Consider the following 19,195-nt stretch of genomic DNA (forward strand, 5'->3'; position numbering starts at 1 on the left):
AAGGGGAAACAATGGACGAAATATTTATCAATAGCCTGGATTCTGCACCAGTAAATTATTCTTATTCATCTCCTCTTTAGGTATGGGAAACAGGTAATTATTTAAATTAAACTTGCGGTTTTGCAGCGTCGGGTAGGTATACGTAAAAGTACCATCGGCCTTTTTCTCAATGCTTACCCGTTTCAATGGCTTATTATCGGTGATAGCAGCAATCTTCCAGCGCCTGACATCAAAAAACCGGTGCCCTTCAAAGCAAAGCTCAATCATTCTTTCATGATAGATCCGGTCGCGCAGCGCGGTACCTGTAGCGGTAACGTCCGGCATATTCACACTGGCGCGGGAACGTACCAGGTTAAGGTATTTACGCGCATTCACTTCATCGCCAAGCTCCCAGGCCGCCTCCGCATAGTTAAGGTAAATTTCCGCCAGCCGGAAAATAATCCAGTTCTGCGCACTGCCGCCATCGATATTCGTATTGGTTTCATCCGCATATTTGCGCCAGTTATAACCGGTAAGGCTCGCATTCCAGTTATCCACGTTGCTTTGCGGGCTGTCCATGCCCCCCGTGAAATATTCTACCGTTCTGCCTTTGAACGGGGCGCCGTTAAACAGGATATCTGCATAAAAGCGTGGGTCGCGGTTGTCATAGGGATGTGTGGCATCGTACCCGGAAGCCGGATCCGTGATAGGTTTCCCGTTCTTCATTTCAAACTCGTCAACTATGTTCTGTGAGGGCACATACGCGGAATATCCATGTGAACCGTTAGGATAAATATAAACATCAATATAGTTATCGCCATAAGTGGCATTCATGCCGAAGGAGAGAATTGCTTCCGGTGTTTTTTTATCAAGAAAGAGCTGTTTATAATCTGTCCGTTGATCCAGCTGGTAATATCCCTGCGCGGCCAGGTCTGTCACGGCTTTGGCCGCATCTGCCGCCAGCTGCCACCTGGCTTTGTCACCGGCAGCATTATTCAGCGCACTGGCAGCATACAACAAAGCCCTGGATTTGAAAGCCAGTATGGCGCCTTTGGTAATGCGACCGGTATTGCTGCTGCTATAAACGTAGGGCACCAGTGGCAACGCCTCATCCAGCTCCTTTATAATAAAATTCATACCTGCTTCATAAGTATCACGTTTTACCAGGAAACTGCTATCGGCAATAGTATACGATTTTGTAATCAGCGGTACACCGCCATAGCGGCATAGCAAATCAAAGTAACACCAGGCACGGATGAACTTCATTTCACCGGTCAGCCGGTTACGCAGGTCTTCATCTCCCTTCACCCCTGCTATTCTTTCAAAAAAAATATTACAGCTGCGGATATATGCATAGTCATCGGTCCAGTTATCCAGGCCGGTGTAATCCGGCGTAATTTGCCCGAGGTTAAAGCGGAATTCGCCTTCGTAGTTCCAGTGGTCATAACCTTCGTCGGAAGCGCCGGAAAGACCGGTAGTACTGGCTTTCGTGGAAGCGTCGATAAAGTGCGGCAATATCCAGTACCTCGAATTCACATAAGCTTCCACCAGCCGCAGATCAGACCACATCACTTCATCAGAGTAGCTCATCGGAGGTTGCTTGTCGAGGATATCTTTATTGCAGGCAGATAAACTTACCCATGCACCTATGCCCGCTGCAAAAAGTTTATATATCGTTTTGTTCATGATTATTAATTATGATAATTTAGAAAGAAAGATTCACGCCCATATTAAAGATCCTCGTTTGCGGATAGTAGTTGCCGGTTACGTTGTTCAACTCCGGATCATACTTTTTCACCTGGCTGAACACCAGCAGGTTAAAGCCATTGGCGTATACCCGCAGCTGCTGCAGCTTGAAACGGGAAAGACTGGCCGCCGGGAAAGTATAGGAAAGTTCTACTGTTTTAAGCCGGAGAAAGGAAGCGTTCCGCAACCAGAAATCCGACTGGCGGTTGGTAATGTCATTATCACGATCGAACGATGCGGGCATATTGCCATTCACGTTAGTGGCCGTCCAGCGGTCTTCGTACATCCATAAGGGTGGTGTTAAGGCGCCGCCGTTCTGCGACGGAAGAATCAGCATCTTTGCGCCTGCCTGTCCCTGCCACAGCACGTTCAGACCAATTCCTTTATAGTTCACGCCCATGGTAATGCCATAAATACTGGTGGGCGTAGTGCTTTCAAAAACCCGCACCTGGTCGTCGGAAGTAATTTTCTTATCATCGTTTACATCTATATAGCGGATATCACCAGGCTGGGTGCCTGCCGGGTGTACGGAACCATCTATTTCAGATTGGTTATGGTAGATGCCCGTAGTTTTATAGATCAGCCAGGAATTCATCGGGTGGCCCTGGATCCGCTGCCAGGATGGGATGTTGGCCGCTTCATCATTAAACACCACTTCGTTTTGCGCGTAGGTATAGTTAAATCCTAGACTATAGCTCAGATCTTTACTCACGCGGTATTGGTGTGCTGCCTCCACTTCAAATCCGTGGTTATTTACAATACCAATATTCTCCGGAGGCAAACTGCCCGTTAACCCGGTAGATGCCGGCACTGAGGCATTCCGCGCTACCAGGATATTGGAGCGGCGGGAAGTAAAGTAGTTGCCATTCAGGGTAAACATCCCTTTCAGGAAAGATGCTTCTATGCCCACATTCTTTGTTTCAGCCACTTCCCAGGTGATATTGGGGTTGGGAGAAATGCCGGCAGAAAGCCCGGGTACTCTTTGCGGATCATTTCCAAAATACACCCCGTTATCTTTATTATACTGTAAAATATACTGGTAAGGATTAATTTTATCGTTCCCCATTTGCGCCCAGGATGCTTTTATTTTGAGCTGATCCATAAAATTCACGGATTGCTGAAAGAAGGGTTCCTCTGAAATACGCCACCCTACTGAAACACCGGGGAAGGTACCCCAACGTTTGTTTTTAGGAAAATTAAAAGACCCGTCATGTCTGATGATAATTTCTGCCAGATATTTATCCGCATAGCCATAGCTCACCCTTCCAAAAACATTTCGCCTCGCCACCTGCGCTGCTGAACCGCTGTTGTCTTTGTCTTTATCCGCACCTAATGAAATCTGGTCTACCTGGTCGCTGAGGAAATTTTTGCGCATAGCGGTGATGCCTTCGTTATATCCTTCACTTTGTTCATACGCCACAAAACCGCTTACCTCATGCTGATGGAATTTTCTTTCATAGGCCAGCCGGAGGTTATAGGTTTTATTATTGTAATGACGGAAGCCTTCATCCAACCGCATGGGGCTTTCTACATCGCGTACGTTGTTATATTTCTGGGTGGCAGGATCGTACCGGTATGCATCCCAGTTATTGAGGAATGTTTTATCGTTATGGAACTGGAAATCGTAGGCTGCCAGTCCGCTCAGCGACAGGCCCGGTGTGATGGCGGGCAATTTCAGATCGAACGATAAATTAGATTGTACGAAGAAATCCTTCACCTTGTTATAGCCGGTAGCGCCGGAAGCCATCAGCACAGGGTTGCGCCCACCCGCCAGCCCGGGGCCTGGCAACCCGTTGGGATAATAATCAGGTAACGTGGGATAAGCGGATAATGTTTCGCCGAAGATAGTGCCGCTGCTGTAGTTGGAATATTTCCGGTCTTCCATCCTGCCGGAAACATCCACCGCTACCTTCAGGTTTTTGGAGATGCTGGCGCCTACATTGGAGCGCAGGTTATACTGGTGATAGTTGGTAGCTGATTTGCGATAGATCCCGTCCTGGTATAGGTATTCACCGGAGATAAAATAATCCACGCGGTCGCTGCCGCCGTTTACCGACAGGGCATGACGGTTTTGCGGGGAATATTTTTTGAGAACCGAGTGGTACCAGTCGGTATTAGGATGACCCAGCGGATCGCTGCCGTCGGTATATTTTCGTATATCCTCGTCCGTGAACAAAAGGGGTTTATTGGACCGGGTATATTTTTCATTCATGTAGGTGGCGTACTGCCCTGCATTGAGTAATTTGGTAATATAGGTGGGTTGTGCAACGCCATAGCTGCCATTGTAAGAGATAACGGGCTTGCCAGGTTTGCCTCTTTTTGTGGTAACGAGGATAACCCCATTGGCGGCTTGTGCGCCGTAAATAGCGGCGGAAGCATCTTTGAGCACGGTAATGCTTTCCACATCATCGGAGTTAAGGCGTTCGAAGGAGCCCCTGTTGGCTACACCGTCGATCACTATCAGCGGGCTGTTATCGTTGAGGGTGCCTTTGCCACGGATAAGGATCGACGAAAAATCGTTTCCCGGCTCACCGCTGCGGTTGTTGGCGATTACACCGGTAATGCGGCCTGCCAGTGCATTCGATAAATTCGGGGAAGGACTTTGTTTCAGTTCTGTTCCTTTTACGCTGGATACAGCGCCGGTGACGTTTACCTGTTTTTTAGTACCATACCCAATCACTACTACATTGTTCAACGCGGAAATACTGGCTTCCAGCACAACGTTAATTTCGCTTCTTGTGCGGATGGCTTCTTCTCTTCTCTGGTAGCCAATAAAGGAAAATACGAGTGTGCCGGTGTTTTCTTTTACCCGGATGGTGTAGTGTCCGTTCTGATCGGTTTGTGTGCCATTGGCGGAATGTTGCAGCCCTACGCTAACACCAGCCAGCGGCTTTCCTTCTGTATCTTTCACGATGCCGCTAACGGTGTGTTCCTGCTGAAGCGGCATTTTTTCAGGCGCTTCAAATACTACTACCATTTTGTTGGTGATGCGGTAGCCCAGTGGTAACCCGTTGAAGCCGGCATCCAGGATTTGCGGAATGGTGGCATCATGAAGGGAAATAGTGATGACCGGCATCTTCTGCAGGTCTTCATCATTGTAGAGGAACTGGTAGTCGCTCTTTTGTTGAAGGAAATTAAACAGGCTTGAAATTTTTGCTTCTTTCAGGGAAACGGATAACTTAATTTCCTGGGAGTAGCTGGCTGCGCGCAGTTGTAAGATGCACGTCAGTGTAAGGAGTAAGGTAATACGCATTGTACGGGAGATGAATACCAGCAATAGTTTGTCGTCCGGGAGGTACCCGGAGCATCCAATTTTTTTCATAACTTTGTTTAGCATAATAGTTAGACAATACCTGTCTGTTCCCTTTTCACAGTACATACAGGTTGTTTGGCATTATAAGCCGGGAGTGTTCGCGCATTCCCGGTTTTCTTTTTGATCCTGCTTACATGGAATAACTGATTTGGTTGTATTAATCTGTTTTTCTGCGGCCAGCGCTTACCCTTAACAGCTGGCCTTCCCGGGAGAAATGTACCTTCCCGGTTGCTTCGAGGAATTGCAGTATATCATCTAATTGTTCACTTCTGATAATGCGGCCGGTGAAATGCGCGTTACCATCCACGGATGATTCGGTAACAATCACTACGTTGTACCAGCGGGATAATTCTTCCAGGATGTCCGATAACTTTTCGCTGCGGAAAATGAACACTCTCCTTTTCCAGGCGAGGGCAGCGTCCACGTCGGTGGATTCCACAGCGATAGCGCCATTGACCACCGCCTGTTGGCCTGGGGCCAGTAACCGGCTGTTGGTACTGTTTGCCGCGGATACTTTTACGGCGCCGGATACCAGCGTGGTGCGTTCATAACGTTCACCCTTATACGCTTTTATATTAAAGGCAGTGCCGAGCACCTGCACAGTTGTTTTGCTGGTATGCACCACAAAAGGGTGTTGCGGATCAGCAGCTATTTCAAAATAGGCTTCTCCGTCCAGTTCCACGCAGCGTTCCTTTCCGGTAAAGGTGGCGGGGAACCGCAGCGAGGTAGCGGCGCCTACCCATACGTGGCTGCCATCGGGAAGCACTACTTTATCCTCCATTCCTCTGGGCGTAACAAGCTGTTGCCATGCTGCCGGCGCACCTTCCCTGCCGGTGCCGTTCACTGGGTACACCGCTGGCGGAGAAGCCTGTTTCCCACGCAGGTACCATCCCATGGAAATGGCCGCCAATAAAGGCATGGCAATGGCAGCGTATTGCAGCCATCTTCGCCGGCTATTCCGGGTAAGCACTGGTATACCTGGTGCGGCATCCAGGTGGCGTACCTGCATCATTAGTTTATCAAATGCGGTTTCATTTTCCGTTTCACCAAGCGCCGTCACCCGTTCATCCAGGTAACCGGGATGGGTGAGTTGCTGCCATAATTGCTCATGAGCCGGATCTTCTTTTTTCCATGCCTGCAGCTGCTGCTGTTCCGCGGGCGTAATGTTTCCCGCCAGCTGCCTGGCTATCAGCTGCGCAATGACTAGATGTTTGCTGGTATTTTCCATAACTGGTAGTACATAAACAACCAGTTTTAAAAAGTGGGTGAAAGGAGAAGTGGATTTTTTTAAATATTTTTTTTCCTAAAATACTTTGCCTAAAAAGACGAGCAGGTGTAACGGCTGTTTTTTCAATAGTCCGCGCATTAGCTGCAAGGCGCGTGTTTTCTGGGTTTTCACGGTATTAACGGATACCTGTAGCCGTGCTGCTATTTCATGATTACGCAGCCCTTCAAAGTAGCTGAGATAAATAACCTTCCTGCAGCCGGCAGGCAGTTGCTGTAATGCCTGTTGTACTTCGCCTGCTACTTCTGCTTCTATCAGCCGGAGCATCATGTGTTTTTCTTCCTGTTCGGGAAGTTGACGATGCTGGTACCTGCGTATTACTTTTTCATGTTTGTAAATATTCAGGCATTTATTTTTAACGGTGAGATAGAGGAATACTTTGATAGCTGACGTGTCGCTGAAACTTTCCAACCGTTGCCACAACGCTACAAATGCCTCCTGGACAAGATCTGCGGCTTCTTCTCCTGCCGGGAGCATGGATTTTGCAAAGAGTACCAGGCGCGCATTAAACAGTTCAAACAGCGCCGCAAAGCGCTTCTCTTTTTCCTGTTGCGTTGGTGCGGCGCTGTTGTTTTCGGTCATGTGGCAGGTACTTTCGCCGTGAAGTTACCAGATTGCAAAATAAAATACACGCAGATATTAACCTGTTTTGCGAGAATATTAACTACTAATGATGCTAAATCTGTTTATTCCCGCTACCTTCACCGGAATGGGAATAATTCTGTTCCTATAAGCACGCCCCTTTTTTGCAACAGGCCTTTGACACATTAATTAACAGCTTTATTGAAAGCAAAGTAGGTATCTCAGAAAATTTTTTAAGCAGTCAGCTTTCCAACGACTTAAAAGAAAACCTGTTTCATCTTCACTCCGAAAAAAATATGCTGGCCGCAGGTACCGGTAATCAGTCACTGGTGAACCAGGACAAATCCGTTCGGGGGGATGTTATTTACTGGCTCGACAGGCAACACAACAACGCGCATGAAAATGCCTTTTTTGATGTGATGGATGCCTTCGTAGCTTACCTGAACCAGTCGTGCTACACCGGCATTACCGGGTATGAGTTTCATTACACCTTGTATGAAACAGGTAGCTTTTATAAGAAACACCTGGATCAGTTCCGCAATAACGACAGCCGTCAATATTCCATGATCATTTACCTCAATACCGGCTGGCTGCCCGCCGATGGGGGGCAGCTATCTATTTACCATGCCAATGGCGATGCGCAGCAGGTAGATCCCAGCAGCGGCAAAACCGTTTTCTTTAAAAGCAGTGAACTGGAACATGAAGTGCAGCTCACCCATAAACCCAGGATGAGTATCACCGGCTGGCTGAAACGCTGAGGCCACTTTCTCCAAAACCATTCATTTTCTCCTGCATGGCCATGTCCTCCTGGTACTGCGTGTAAAGCTCATGCTGGTATCCAATCCTGTTTATTCAAAGTATACCCATAGTTTACTTACGCATAAGCCATAGATAAGCCGTATCTAATAGATACGAGTTATCTATTAGATACGGCTTATCTATGGCTTATCTCAAAATCGGGGTGGCAGCAACAACTGCCTCGGACCTTATCCGGAGATAGGTTACTCCTCCATTTTATCGTTACATAGTCAATATATATAATATTATTAAGTATAAGAGTATAACCGGAAGGCTAAATTTTTCCAGGCCCTCCTGTGTTATCTTACAACATACTATAAATCAACTTACTTAATCAAGTAATAAACAGCTTCAATAGTTATATTATAATAAATTATATGTGCATTTATTATCAGCATGTCACACGATTTTTAATCCTTTTTCTAAAAATTATATGAATTAAGTAAATTAATCTTCTACTTTTATACTTAAGTATACTGATCGATCAACCAAAAAAGTACTTAAGTACATTATCTAATTTTTAATTACTTATTTTATGAAATTGTCAGCCACATTTATCTTCCTACTTGCCACTGCTCCATTTATTGCGAAAGCCGAAAACAACGATCCCCCTAAAAAGAAAAAGAAAGGCGGTTACTTAATTGAACTGCCCGCTTCTTTAAATACCAGCAACGACAGCGCAAAAGCTATCACCCTTTTCCAGGCTTCAGACCTCCCCTTTAAACCTTCTATCCAGGTAGGCGCCATTGTTCATATGTTCGCCTCCGGCGAGCAAACAGGCTTTGGCACCCCCAGTAACGATAAAACGGCGAAGGACTGGAACAAGGGCTTTTCCATTTACCGTGCCAGGGTACTCGTGGGCGGCCAGCTTACGAAAAAGGCCAGCTTCTTTATGGAAACGGAAATCCCTTCTCCCATCGGCATACAATCCAATGGCGAGAAGAATGTAAAGGTGTCGCCCATCATACTGGATGCACAACTGGAATATACTTTCACCAATGCCTTCCAGCTGGTGGCAGGGATGCAGCTGGTGTCCAACAACCGTAACGGCTTACAGGGCGCCGCCGGCTTAATGGCCAACGACTTCACCTACTTCCAGTACCCTTATAACCTGTTTGCCAACAGCCCGCTGCAGGGAAACTTTGGCCGCGATCTCGGGATCAACGCCCGCGGATTCCTTGCCAACGATAAACTGGAATACCGGCTGGGAGTTTTCACCGGCCGCAATGTAGATGGCGGCGCACCACTCCGTACCGTAGGCCGTGTTGCCTACAACTTCCTCGATGCGGAAAAGGACTATTACTATGCCGGCACCAAACTGGGCAATGGTAAAACCCTCGCATGGGCCGCAGGATTCGATGCACAGGCCACCTACTACAACCTCAGCACGGATGTATTCTTTGACCACCCGCTGGGAAATGCAGGCTCCATTACAGTAAATGCAGCCTTCCAGTACATGACCGGCGGCACCAAACTGGATTCCAAATACTCCTTTGCCACCCTCATTCCTAAACAAACCGTTCAGTTCCTGGAACTCGGCTACTACTTCAAAAAAACAAAACTGCAACCCTGGATCCGGTACGAAAACCAGGATGTAAGCGCCGAAGCCGCACAAGCCGGCACCGTAAAACCCGCCAACTTTGATAAGATGAACTCCAGCACTGTAATGGGGGGAGGACTAAACTACTTCTTCAATGGCACCGGGACTAACCTACGCCTCTCCTATACTACCCGTACCTACAACGTGGCCACTGCTACCGCCGACGACTACACGAAAAAAACATTCGGACAACTCTGGCTGCAGGCTCAATTCTTCATTTTCTAAAGGACATACGCATTCATTCATCTTCTTTATAAAATAATACAACACATGAGAAACGCTTTCCTGAAACAACTACCCATCCTGCTCCTCGGCGCCACCGCACTCTTTTCATCCTGTAACAACAGCGCCGGAAAAGCCGGCAGCAGCGACTCTGCCACTTCCAAAGAAACGGTTAAGATAGGCGTACTCCACTCCCTCAGCGGCACCATGGCCATCTCTGAAGTATCTTTAAGAGATGCCGTGCAAATGGCAGTAGATGAAATCAACGCCAAAGGCGGCGTACTCGGCAAACAAATAGAACCGGTGATCGTAGACCCGGCATCCGACTGGGACCTGTTTGCAGAAAAAGCCAAAGAACTGCTGATCGATAAAAAAGTATCTGCCGTATTTGGCTGCTGGACTTCCGTATCCCGCAAATCCGTACTGCCGGTTTTTGAACAGAACAACGGCCTGCTCTTTTACCCGGTGCAATACGAAGGAGAAGAATGCTCTAACAGCGTGATCTACACCGGCGCCACCCCCAATCAACAGCTGATCCCAGCCGCGGAATACCTTATGAGTGAAAAAGGCGGCGGCTATAAAAAGTTCTACCTGCTCGGAACAGACTACGTATTTCCCCGCACTGCCAACAAAATCCTGAAAGCATACCTGCTCTCCAAAGGCATCCCGAAAGAAAATATCATTGAAGAATATACGCCGTTCCATCACCAGGATTACCAAACCATCATTTCTAAAGTGAAACGCTTTGCAGCAGATGGTAAAGCCTGTATCCTTTCTACTATCAACGGCGATTCCAATGTGCCTTTCTATAAAGAATTTGCCAACCAGGGCCTTTCTGCCGCTACCTGCCCCATCATGGCATTTTCTGTGGCAGAAGATGAACTCCGCTCTATGGACACGGAATTCCTGGTAGGACACCTCGCGGCATGGAACTACTTCCAGTCGAACGACCTGCCCGAAAACAAAAAGTTTGTAGCCGACTTCAAAGCCTTCTGCGCCAAAAAAGGATTACCCGGCGGCGATAAAAGAGTAACAGATGATCCTATCTGCTGGGCTTACACCGGTGTTTATCTCTGGGCAAAAGCCGCTGAAAAAGCAGGTTCCTTCGATGTATCAAAGGTGCGCAACGCACTGTACGGACTGGATTACCCTTCGCCCGACGGACTGGTTAAAATGGACCCGAGAAATCATCACCTGGCAAAACCCGTTGTGATCGGCGAAATAAAACCCGACGGACAATTTGATATCATCTGGAAATCCGAAGGACTCGTGGATCCACAGCCATGGTCGCCCTTAACGTCTCCTGATAAAGACTGCGACTGGGTGAACCACAACGGTACTTACGCTAAAAAATAAGCGGATACTTTTTAAAAAGACAGGCTATTTCCAAATTATCAAATACGATGCGATGAAAATCTCCCTACGGATGCTGATGTGCTGCTTACTGCTGCTACCCCTGAAAGTAGCGGCACAGGATAGCGCCTTCATCTACACCGCACAGCTGCTGCAACCAACTAACGACTCCGTGCGAACGCAGGCTATTGGCAGACTGGCCGCCCTCCGGATACCGGCCACCTTTCCTTTGCTGATGGCGATCAATGATAAAAAGCTGTACCTGCTGGATCATAAGGCGGTAACGGTGGACAGCAAACCGACCGGAGAAGGAACCTACCGGCTTTACTCCCTTTATCCCGATAACAGACTCCTTACCAACAGCAGCGGGCAACCGCTGCTGTTACCATTGTCAGCCCTCCAAACGGTAGATATTCCCCGCGCCGACCGGCTGCAACTGGCAGGGATAGCCCCGCTGCTGAACCTGTTCAGCAACGATGCGCAAAAACGTATCCTCGCTTATACTCAGCTGAAAAACGCGGGCGACAGCGCCACACTTCCTATCCTGCAGGCCGCACTGGCAAAAGAAACGAATGCGGATGCGCGGCGCACCGGTAAAGATGTGTTGTACGCCGCCCGCTTATACAGCGCCGCCAGCACCGCTGCCGCCAAAGCGTATATTGACAGTATCGGCGACAACTGGAGCGACAATGCACCCGTGCTGCTGAGAAACTATGCAAAAGCCGGGTTCTTAAACCAGGAAACAGCCCACTATGCTGCAGCACAGGCCATCAGCCTGGAGAAACGCTACGACAGCCTGCAAAGGATACAGAACTTCTTTAGCGGGCTGAGTCTTGGCAGCATCCTTATACTGATTGCCCTGGGACTTTCTATCGTATACGGCCTCGCAGGTATCATTAACATGGCGCATGGCGAGTTTATGATGATAGGCGCCTATACTACTTATTGCACGCAGGTATTTTTCACCCGCACACTGGGCATTCCGCAAACAGATCTTTTCTTCCTCGCCGCCCTGCCCCTTTCTTTCATGGTAGCAGGCGCAATGGGATGGATATTGGAACGGCTGGTCATCCGCCACCTGTACGCCAAGCCGTTGGAAAGCCTGCTGGCTACCTGGGGCGTGAGCTTAATACTGATACAAACCGCCCGTTTGTTATTCGGCGATCTTACAGCGGTGAAAACGCCGCAACTGTTATCCGGTGGATGGCAGGTATCGCCACATCTTACCTTACCCTATAACCGCATTTTTATCATTGTACTTACCCTGTTGATGGTGGTGTTCACTTACCTGATGCTGTACCGCAGCAGGCTGGGATTACAGATCAGGGCCGTTACACAAAACCGGCAGATGAGCGCCTGCCTGGGCATAGAAACCAGGCGTGTGGCATCCATTACTTTCTTTATTGGCTCGGGGCTGGCCGGCCTCGCAGGTTGCGCCATTACGCTGATTGGCAACGTGGTGCCCGACATGGGACAAACTTATATTGTAGATTCTTTCCTGGTAGTAGTAACAGGCGGTGTGGGCAAACTCGCCGGCACTATCTTCTCCGGGCTGGGCATTGGCTTCTTCACCAAAATATCAGAATCCTTTTTCCAGGCGGTATACGGCAAAGTGTTTATCCTGGTGTTTATTATGCTGTTCATGCAGTATAAACCCAAAGGCTTATTTCCTGACAAAGGCCGCGTTGCGGAAGATTAAAAACCGGGCATATGAAAACGAAAAACAATCCACTGTATTATATATTGTTCATCGCAATTTTTGCGATCCTGTTGCCGGCGGGTCACCTGTCGGGGCTCCTCTCCGTGAATACCATTTCTGTATGGGGGCGGTATTTCTGCTTTGCCATAGCGGCGCTGGGTATTGATCTCATCTGGGGGTATACCGGCATCCTTTCCATGTGCCAGGCTTTCTTCTTTTGTTTGGGCAGCTATGGCATTGCCATGCACCTGCTGCTGAAGAAAACAGTGGCGGCGGGCGCTGTATTGCCCGATTTTATGGCGTGGAATAAAATAGATACGTTACCGTTATTCTGGCAACCATTTCATTCGTTTGGCTGGTCGCTGGCGCTATGCCTGCTAATCCCTGCCCTCTTTGCTTTTGTAGTGGGCTTTGTGTTGTTCCGGAGCAGGATCAAAGGCGTGTACATGGCTATCATCACGCAGGCGCTTACGCTGGCGATGTGGCTCATCTTTTTACGGAATGAAACCAATCTTGGTGGTACCAACGGTCTTACCGATTTCAACACCCTGCTGGGTTATAACCTCTCTTCATCTTCCGTAAAACTTGCGCTGTACATAATCTCCTTTGCAGTATTGTGTGCCGCTTATTTTTTCTGCTACCGGATCACCAACTCCAAGTTCGGGAAAGTATTGCAGGCGATCCGCGACAGTGAATCGCGTATCAGCTACGCCGCCTACAAAGTGGTGGATTACAAGCTGGCGGTTTTCGTAGTGGCGGCACTGTTAGCCGCCGTGGGAGGTATGTTATACCTGCCGCAAACAGGCATCATCACACCCGGCCGTATGGATGTAAAAGCATCGGTGGAAATGGTGATGTGGGTAGCGCTCGGTGGCCGGGGCAACCTGAAAGGCGCAGTGCTGGGGGCTTTGCTGGTGAACTTCCTGTATAGCATCTGCACCAGTTTATTCCCGGATTCATGGCTGTTTATACTGGGCTTCCTGTTTGTGATCACGGTATTATATTTTGATAAAGGATTTATGGGCCTGCTGGAGACTATCAAACAAAAGATCTCCGCTGCCCGGTTTAAAACGCCTCAAACTACCCACTGATATGCTACTCAACGTAAACAACCTGGCGGTATCATTTGGCGGTGTGCATGCACTGAACCTGGATCATTTCAGCTTGCGCGATAAAGAACTACGTGTGATCATTGGTCCGAATGGAGCGGGCAAGTCCACCTTCCTCGATATCATCTGCGGAAAAACAAAAGCCGACAAAGGCGAAGTATTTTTCAATGGCAAATCCATCCTGGGGAAAACCGAAGTAAAGATCGCGGAATCCGGCATAGGCCGGAAATTCCAGAAGCCCTCCGTTTTCCCGGGATTAACGGTGCACGACAACCTGTTACTGGCGGCCAAAATGAAGAAGGACATCTTTTCTTCCCTCTTCTTCAAATCCACACCGGCGCTGGCAGAGAGGATACACAGCGTAGCCGTGAAGCTGTCGCTCACCAACGTAATGTATAAACTGGCCGGCGATCTTTCGCACGGGCAAAAGCAATGGCTGGAAATTGCCATCGTGGTATTGCAGGACCCTACACTGATGCTGATAGACGAACCTGCTGCCGGCATGAGTGATGAAGAAACGGAGAAAACCGGTGCGTTGTTACTGGAGTTGTCCAAAGCGCACAGCATCATTGTGATTGAACATGATATGAAATTTGTAGAACAGATAGCCAACGAACTGGTGACGGTACTGGTTCGCGGCAAACGACTGATGGAGGGCACTTTTGCAGAAGTTAAGAATGACCAGCGGGTAATAGATTGCTATTTAGGCCGTACTAACGCTCAACTTGAAACATTATGATCAGCACACCGGTATTGACCATCAACAATATCTCTGCCGCATACGGACAGAGCATCATTTTACGCGGCACTACCCTTGCCGTAAAAAAAGGCGCCGTTACCACCGTGATGGGCCGCAATGGCGTAGGGAAAACCACCTTGCTCAAAACTATTATGGGACTGCTGCCCGCGCAGGAAGGCAGTATCGTTTTCAACAATGAAAACATTACAACATTGCCGCCGCATAAAAAAGCAAAGGCCGGCATCGCTTACGTACCACAGGGCAGGGAAATTATCCCGAAACTATCGGTATACGAAAACCTGCTGCTGGGACTGGAAGCGCATCCCAACCGGAAAGCAAAGATCCCGGAAGAAGAGATCTACAGCCTGTTTCCCATCCTGAAAGATTTCCGTAAACGCGCAGGTGGTAACCTGAGCGGCGGGCAGCAGCAACAGCTGTCTATTGCCAGGGCACTGGTAAGCAACCCCTCTCTCCTGTTGCTCGATGAGCCTACAGAAGGGATACAGCCTTCCATTGCGCAGGAAATTGGCAGTATCCTGCAACAGCTGGTACAGCAAAAGGGACTGTCGGTATTACTGGTGGAGCAGAAAATAGATTTCGCCAACCAGGTAACGGATCATTACTATTTCATGGACCGTGGCCGGATGGTGCTGGATGGCACCGCGGAAGAGCTGAAGCACTCGGAACTGGAAAAACATATTGCGGTGTGATGCCACCGGGCGCGGGTTTTATTTATCTTTAACATTATGCATCCTGTATCCGAAGACAGAAGTATTTTTAAGATCTTCACCATCCTCTACGCGGTGGCGCTCACTACTATTGCGTTGTTATCTGTATTCAGCCAGATAAAGATCCAGCAGGCGCTGAACCACCAGATGAATGATTCGCATGTAATCAACTTTGCAGGAAAGCTGCGAACGTACAGTCAAACGCTGAGTAAACTGGCGCTGCTACTGGAATCCGGCAGGGATATAGATGATAACCGGAAAGAATTTATCAATACGCTGAAGCAGTGGCAGAAATCGCACGAAGGCTTACAGGCCGGCAGTAACTTTCTCAACTTACCGGCAAACGACCAGGATGAGCTGAAGCAGATGTTCGAGATTATCCGCAATCCCCACCAGGAAATATGGGATGCCCGCCAGTAATATGATTACGGTACTGTACAGCGACAGTGCCTTTAAACCGGAGCGCATCCGGCCGTATGTGCAAACGATACTGGCCTATGAAAAGTCGTACCTGCTGGGTATGGAGCTGATTGTATTCGACTACGACCGATTTTCTAAAGAACGCATCCGCAACCTGAAGGAAATTGAATACATCGTGCTGGGACTGGTGCTGTTTACGCTGATGCTGGAAGCAGGGGTGATCTTCTACCCGTTATCTACCCGCATCCGGAAAATTATCCGCGGGCTGGTAGATGCAGAAGAGCGCGCACGCAAGTTAACAGAGCAGGTGCAACTGGCCAACCAGGAGAAATTGCTGCGCCAGGAAACGGAGCAGCGCATACGGTCGTATTCCATTATCAACGGGCAGGAAAAAGAGCGTAAGCGGGTGGCCGCTGAAATACATGATGGCATCGGGCAAATGCTCACCAGCCTGCGTATGAAGCTGGAACAGATAGAAGACCGGAGTATGCAGCACGATCCTGAAATTGCCATGGTGAATACCATGATGTACAGCATCATCAATGAAACCAAACGGATTTGCGCCGACCTGTTACCCAGCGTGCTGGAAGATTTCGGCTTGCGGGCCGCCATTGATGAACTGATTAAACTTTGCCGGCAAACAGCCCCTGGTATAGACTTCCAGCTGGAAGACACCTTAGCGGCGGCGCCGCTGCCAAAGGAAGTAAAGACAGGCGTTTACCGTATCTTGCAGGAGGCATTGAACAATGCCATCAAACATGCTGATGCAGATACCATTGAAATAGATATTGACGGTACCGCCAATTTCCTGCAGCTGACGGTGAGGGATAACGGCAACGGTTTTCATTTCGATAGCCAGCAGCTTTACTCTTCCGAACAGGCCAAAAAGGTGAATGGCATCCGTAATATGAAAGAGCGGGCGGAATTGCTGGGCGGAACGCTTCAAATCAATTCAACACCCAACACCGGAACAATTGTACAGTTGGCAATAACTTTTTAGCAATGAAAAAAATAGGCGTTTTTTTAGTAGATGATCATGAAATATTCCGGAACGGTCTTAAACAGCTCATCAACAGTGAAGCCGACATGGAAGTGACGGGAGAAGCCAGCAGCGGCGAAGATGCACTGCAACGGTTAGCCGTTATCCAACCGGATGTTATTATCATGGATATCCGCATGCCGGGTATGAACGGACTGGAAACCAGTACCCGCCTGCTGGAAAAAAATCCCCGTGGCAGGATCCTTTTTTTTAGCCTTTTTGATGAACCCGACTACGTAGCAGCAGCCCTGGAAATGGGCGCCAGCGGTTATATTTTGAAAGATACGAGCAATAAGATATTCCTCAGCGCGATCCGCACCATCCACCGGGGGAAATATTATTTTATCGGGGAAGTCAGTGATGTTCTCGTAAAAAAATATCTTGATGCCAGGCAAACGCCCGGCAACAGCGGCACGCAGGAGATCTCCCTTTCCCGCCGCGAGGAACAGATCATGCGGATGATCAGCCAGGGACTCAATAATAAAGACATTGCTGAATCGCTGAACATCAGCATCCGCACCATTGAAGCGCACCGGATGAACATCCTGCGCAAGTTCCAAGTAAACAGTATTGAAGAAGCCGTGGAGTATTGTAAAATAAACGGCTTACTGAAAGAGGAATAAGGGAATCGCGGGATGCGATCCCTTCTGTTACTATTTTTTCCAGCTATTATCTTTTGCATTGGCATCCATGAACAGGTTGCCTTCCAGCCGCACAGCAGTTACTTCTTTCTTCACCGCCAGATCCAGCACAGTAGCTTTGGTATTGGCTTTCCACACAGCGGGTGTTTGATGCCAGGTAGCCGTACTGCCGTCGGCAAAAGTAGCTATCACGTCAAACGGGATAGCGAAACCACCCGTATTATCTATCTTCACTTTTATACTTTTCTTCTCTTGTTTTACATCTGATAGAGTAAGATCGATGTAGTTATAACTGAAGAACCAGTTATTCCAGAACCAGTCGAGGTTTTCACCGGCCGCCGTATTGAAGGAATAAAAGTAATCCCAGGGGATGGGATGTTTGCCATGCCAGTTGTCCATATAAGCATGCAGGCATTTTTTAAACCGCTCATCGCCCAGCAGGTCTTTTACCGCGAGGTAGGACAAGGATGCTTTGCCATAGGAGTTGTTGCTGTAGCCCATTCCGCATACCTGGTTGGACATGGAAATAATCGGCTGGTCTTCTTCCGTGGACGGGTCAAAGATATACTTGGTGACCCTGAATTTTTTGTAGAAGTTATCGGCTACCTCCTTCCCTTTTTCCGCAATGCCAATAAGGTATTCAAAAGTGGTGGCCCAGCCTTCATCCATAAAGGCGTAGCGGCTTTCGTTGATGCCCATGTAAAAAGGGAAATAAGTATGCGCTATTTCATGGTCCTGCACTAATTGCGCAAAGCTGAGGTCGTGCCCGGCCGAACCATCATTTACCATCATGGGGTATTCCATATCTGCAAAGCCTTGTACGGCTGTCATTACCGAAAACGGATACGGTACGCCCGGCCATTGGTGCGAGAACCAGCCCAGTGCATTTTGCGAAAACGCTACCGAGTGATGGAAGTCTGTGGCAGTATCGTTATAGGCTGCCTGTACGCTGGCGCGGCGCATGGTGCTGCTGTCCACGATTACGCTGGCAGCGTCCCACACATAATGGTTGCTTGCCGCAAAGGTAACGTCTGCGATGTGGTTGGCTTTAAACTTCCAGGTGTTCGTGTTGTGCTGGCGGGTAACCACTTTCCGCTGCATTTCATCGAGGGTAGCAATGTGCATTACGTTATCAGCGGTATAAGATTGCTGAAGGCGCTTTGCAAACCCGGGCTGCAGCACTTCTGAAGCATTTTGCAGGTCGCCGGTACCCCACACCACGAAGTTCTTTGGTACAGTTACCGATACGTTGTAGTCGTTGAAGTCGCTGTAAAACTCTACCCGGTCGGTATGATCCAGTCCGTCCCAGCCGTTGTAATCATCGTATACACATACGCGGGGATATGCGTAGGCCATGAAAACCGAGGTACTGTCCAGCATGCCTTCCCGGCCGCTTTGCACGGAGAGGTCGTAGTGCCAGGCGATTTGCAGCTGGAGGCTGTCTTTCGGCTGCAATGGCGTTGGCAATACTACATACGAGAGCGTGCCTACATCATTATTAACTTTTAGCTTCACGCCATTCACCAGCAATGTATCGATGGTGATGCCATCCGTTAAAAAGTTTTTGCTCACATACCCGGAGCGGGGCGCCTGGTATTTATGCAGGTTAACGATGAGGCGAAGTACTATGTGTTTTAATGCATTGGGGCTGTTGTTCACGTAGCTGATTGTTTCGCTGCCGGTTACTTTACGGTCGGGCGGGTTTACTGCCAGCCGGATATCGTACACGCCTTTGTTCTGCCAGTAATACTTGCCGGGGGCGCCGCTTTTGTCCCGGGTTCCATTCACATATGCCTGTTTAATATTGCGGGGCATATACAATTCCTGTGCTGATGCGATGATGTTTACTCCCATCAGCAACAGCAGGCTATAGATAATTCTGTTCATACGCATCTGCCAATTTGAAAACGCTAAAATTAGGGAAAGATAACGAGAAAGGTTG

Annotated in this window: 15 protein-coding genes; 10 read left to right on the forward strand and 5 right to left on the reverse strand. The window is 48.6% G+C overall.

The window, feature by feature from the left end; translation table 11 throughout:
• Positions 1 to 27 precede the first annotated feature (27 nt).
• The 4 genes from QFZ51_RS24505 to QFZ51_RS24520 form a co-directional block, all read right to left on the reverse strand.
• Positions 28 to 1,665, reverse strand: coding sequence for a RagB/SusD family nutrient uptake outer membrane protein (locus QFZ51_RS24505; RefSeq protein ID WP_429049956.1), 1,638 nt, complete (start codon positions 1,663 to 1,665; stop codon positions 28 to 30).
• Positions 1,666 to 1,684: 19 nt separating this feature from the next.
• A complete protein-coding gene (locus QFZ51_RS24510) occupies positions 1,685 to 5,047 on the reverse strand; it encodes a TonB-dependent receptor (RefSeq protein WP_429049958.1) in 3,363 nt (1,120 codons plus the stop codon).
• A gap of 148 nt (positions 5,048 to 5,195) precedes the next feature.
• The gene (locus tag QFZ51_RS24515) at positions 5,196 to 6,266 is read right to left on the reverse strand and encodes a FecR family protein (RefSeq protein ID WP_429049960.1); all 1,071 of its coding nucleotides are present in this window, start codon (positions 6,264 to 6,266) and stop codon (positions 5,196 to 5,198) included.
• A 75-nt stretch (positions 6,267 to 6,341) separates the two neighbouring features.
• Positions 6,342 to 6,905 carry an RNA polymerase sigma-70 factor gene (locus tag QFZ51_RS24520; protein ID WP_429049963.1) on the reverse strand — a complete coding sequence of 188 codons (564 nt, stop codon included), beginning with the start codon at positions 6,903 to 6,905 and terminating at the stop codon, positions 6,342 to 6,344.
• Positions 6,906 to 7,069: 164 nt separating this feature from the next.
• Between QFZ51_RS24520 and QFZ51_RS24525 the strand changes: the two genes are divergently transcribed.
• The 10 genes from QFZ51_RS24525 to QFZ51_RS24570 all read left to right on the forward strand — a co-directional run bounded on the left by QFZ51_RS24525 (position 7,070) and on the right by QFZ51_RS24570 (position 17,235).
• Positions 7,070 to 7,663, forward strand: a complete 594-nt coding sequence (locus QFZ51_RS24525; RefSeq protein ID WP_429049965.1) for a 2OG-Fe(II) oxygenase — start codon at positions 7,070 to 7,072, stop codon at positions 7,661 to 7,663.
• A gap of 575 nt (positions 7,664 to 8,238) precedes the next feature.
• Complete coding sequence (locus QFZ51_RS24530; protein WP_429049967.1) at positions 8,239 to 9,528, forward strand: hypothetical protein; 1,290 nt, start codon at positions 8,239 to 8,241, stop codon at positions 9,526 to 9,528.
• A gap of 45 nt (positions 9,529 to 9,573) precedes the next feature.
• The gene (gene urtA, locus QFZ51_RS24535) at positions 9,574 to 10,881 is read left to right on the forward strand and encodes an urea ABC transporter substrate-binding protein (RefSeq protein ID WP_370907629.1); all 1,308 of its coding nucleotides are present in this window, start codon (positions 9,574 to 9,576) and stop codon (positions 10,879 to 10,881) included.
• Between the two features lie 52 nt (positions 10,882 to 10,933).
• Positions 10,934 to 12,577, forward strand: a complete 1,644-nt coding sequence (gene urtB / locus QFZ51_RS24540) for an urea ABC transporter permease subunit UrtB (RefSeq protein ID WP_429049970.1) — start codon at positions 10,934 to 10,936, stop codon at positions 12,575 to 12,577.
• Positions 12,578 to 12,588: 11 nt separating this feature from the next.
• Entirely contained in the window at positions 12,589 to 13,668 is a 1,080-nt protein-coding gene (gene urtC, locus QFZ51_RS24545) for an urea ABC transporter permease subunit UrtC (RefSeq protein WP_429049973.1), read from the forward strand.
• A 1-nt stretch (position 13,669) separates the two neighbouring features.
• Positions 13,670 to 14,425, forward strand: coding sequence for an urea ABC transporter ATP-binding protein UrtD (urtD, locus tag QFZ51_RS24550; protein ID WP_429049976.1), 756 nt, complete (start codon positions 13,670 to 13,672; stop codon positions 14,423 to 14,425).
• A complete protein-coding gene (urtE, locus tag QFZ51_RS24555) occupies positions 14,422 to 15,135 on the forward strand; it encodes an urea ABC transporter ATP-binding subunit UrtE (protein ID WP_429049978.1) in 714 nt (237 codons plus the stop codon). The genes urtD and urtE overlap by 4 nt, the downstream gene beginning before the upstream one ends.
• 36 nt (positions 15,136 to 15,171) lie before the next feature.
• Positions 15,172 to 15,573 (forward strand): type IV pili methyl-accepting chemotaxis transducer N-terminal domain-containing protein, encoded by a 402-nt coding sequence (locus tag QFZ51_RS24560; RefSeq protein WP_429049980.1) that lies wholly within the window; start codon positions 15,172 to 15,174, stop codon positions 15,571 to 15,573.
• Between the two features lies 1 nt (position 15,574).
• On the forward strand, positions 15,575 to 16,573 hold the full coding sequence (locus tag QFZ51_RS24565) for a sensor histidine kinase (protein WP_429049981.1): 999 nt from the start codon (positions 15,575 to 15,577) through the stop codon (positions 16,571 to 16,573).
• Between the two features lie 2 nt (positions 16,574 to 16,575).
• Positions 16,576 to 17,235 (forward strand): response regulator, encoded by a 660-nt coding sequence (locus QFZ51_RS24570; protein ID WP_429049982.1) that lies wholly within the window; start codon positions 16,576 to 16,578, stop codon positions 17,233 to 17,235.
• A gap of 30 nt (positions 17,236 to 17,265) precedes the next feature.
• On the opposite strand, the gene QFZ51_RS24575 is transcribed toward QFZ51_RS24570, so the two are convergent.
• Positions 17,266 to 19,140, reverse strand: a complete 1,875-nt coding sequence (locus tag QFZ51_RS24575) for a M1 family metallopeptidase (protein WP_429049984.1) — start codon at positions 19,138 to 19,140, stop codon at positions 17,266 to 17,268.
• Positions 19,141 to 19,195 lie beyond the last annotated feature (55 nt).

The sequence above is a fragment of the Chitinophaga sp. W3I9 genome (genome assembly GCF_050434025.1).
Classification (GTDB): Bacteria; Bacteroidota; Bacteroidia; order Chitinophagales; family Chitinophagaceae; genus Chitinophaga.

Coding starts and splice junctions, on each gene's coding strand:
- QFZ51_RS24505 (WP_429049956.1), bottom strand. CDS start 1,665: ATGAACAAAACGATATATAAACTTTTTGCAGCGGGCATAGGTGCATGG.
- QFZ51_RS24510 (WP_429049958.1), bottom strand. CDS start 5,047: ATGAAAAAAATTGGATGCTCCGGGTACCTCCCGGACGACAAACTATTG.
- QFZ51_RS24515 (WP_429049960.1), bottom strand. CDS start 6,266: ATGGAAAATACCAGCAAACATCTAGTCATTGCGCAGCTGATAGCCAGG.
- QFZ51_RS24520 (WP_429049963.1), bottom strand. CDS start 6,905: ATGACCGAAAACAACAGCGCCGCACCAACGCAACAGGAAAAAGAGAAG.
- QFZ51_RS24530 (WP_429049967.1), top strand. CDS start 8,239: ATGAAATTGTCAGCCACATTTATCTTCCTACTTGCCACTGCTCCATTT.
- urtA (WP_370907629.1), top strand. CDS start 9,574: ATGAGAAACGCTTTCCTGAAACAACTACCCATCCTGCTCCTCGGCGCC.
- urtB (WP_429049970.1), top strand. CDS start 10,934: ATGAAAATCTCCCTACGGATGCTGATGTGCTGCTTACTGCTGCTACCC.
- urtC (WP_429049973.1), top strand. CDS start 12,589: ATGAAAACGAAAAACAATCCACTGTATTATATATTGTTCATCGCAATT.
- urtD (WP_429049976.1), top strand. CDS start 13,670: ATGCTACTCAACGTAAACAACCTGGCGGTATCATTTGGCGGTGTGCAT.
- urtE (WP_429049978.1), top strand. CDS start 14,422: ATGATCAGCACACCGGTATTGACCATCAACAATATCTCTGCCGCATAC.
- QFZ51_RS24560 (WP_429049980.1), top strand. CDS start 15,172: ATGCATCCTGTATCCGAAGACAGAAGTATTTTTAAGATCTTCACCATC.
- QFZ51_RS24565 (WP_429049981.1), top strand. CDS start 15,575: ATGATTACGGTACTGTACAGCGACAGTGCCTTTAAACCGGAGCGCATC.
- QFZ51_RS24570 (WP_429049982.1), top strand. CDS start 16,576: ATGAAAAAAATAGGCGTTTTTTTAGTAGATGATCATGAAATATTCCGG.
- QFZ51_RS24575 (WP_429049984.1), bottom strand. CDS start 19,140: ATGAACAGAATTATCTATAGCCTGCTGTTGCTGATGGGAGTAAACATC.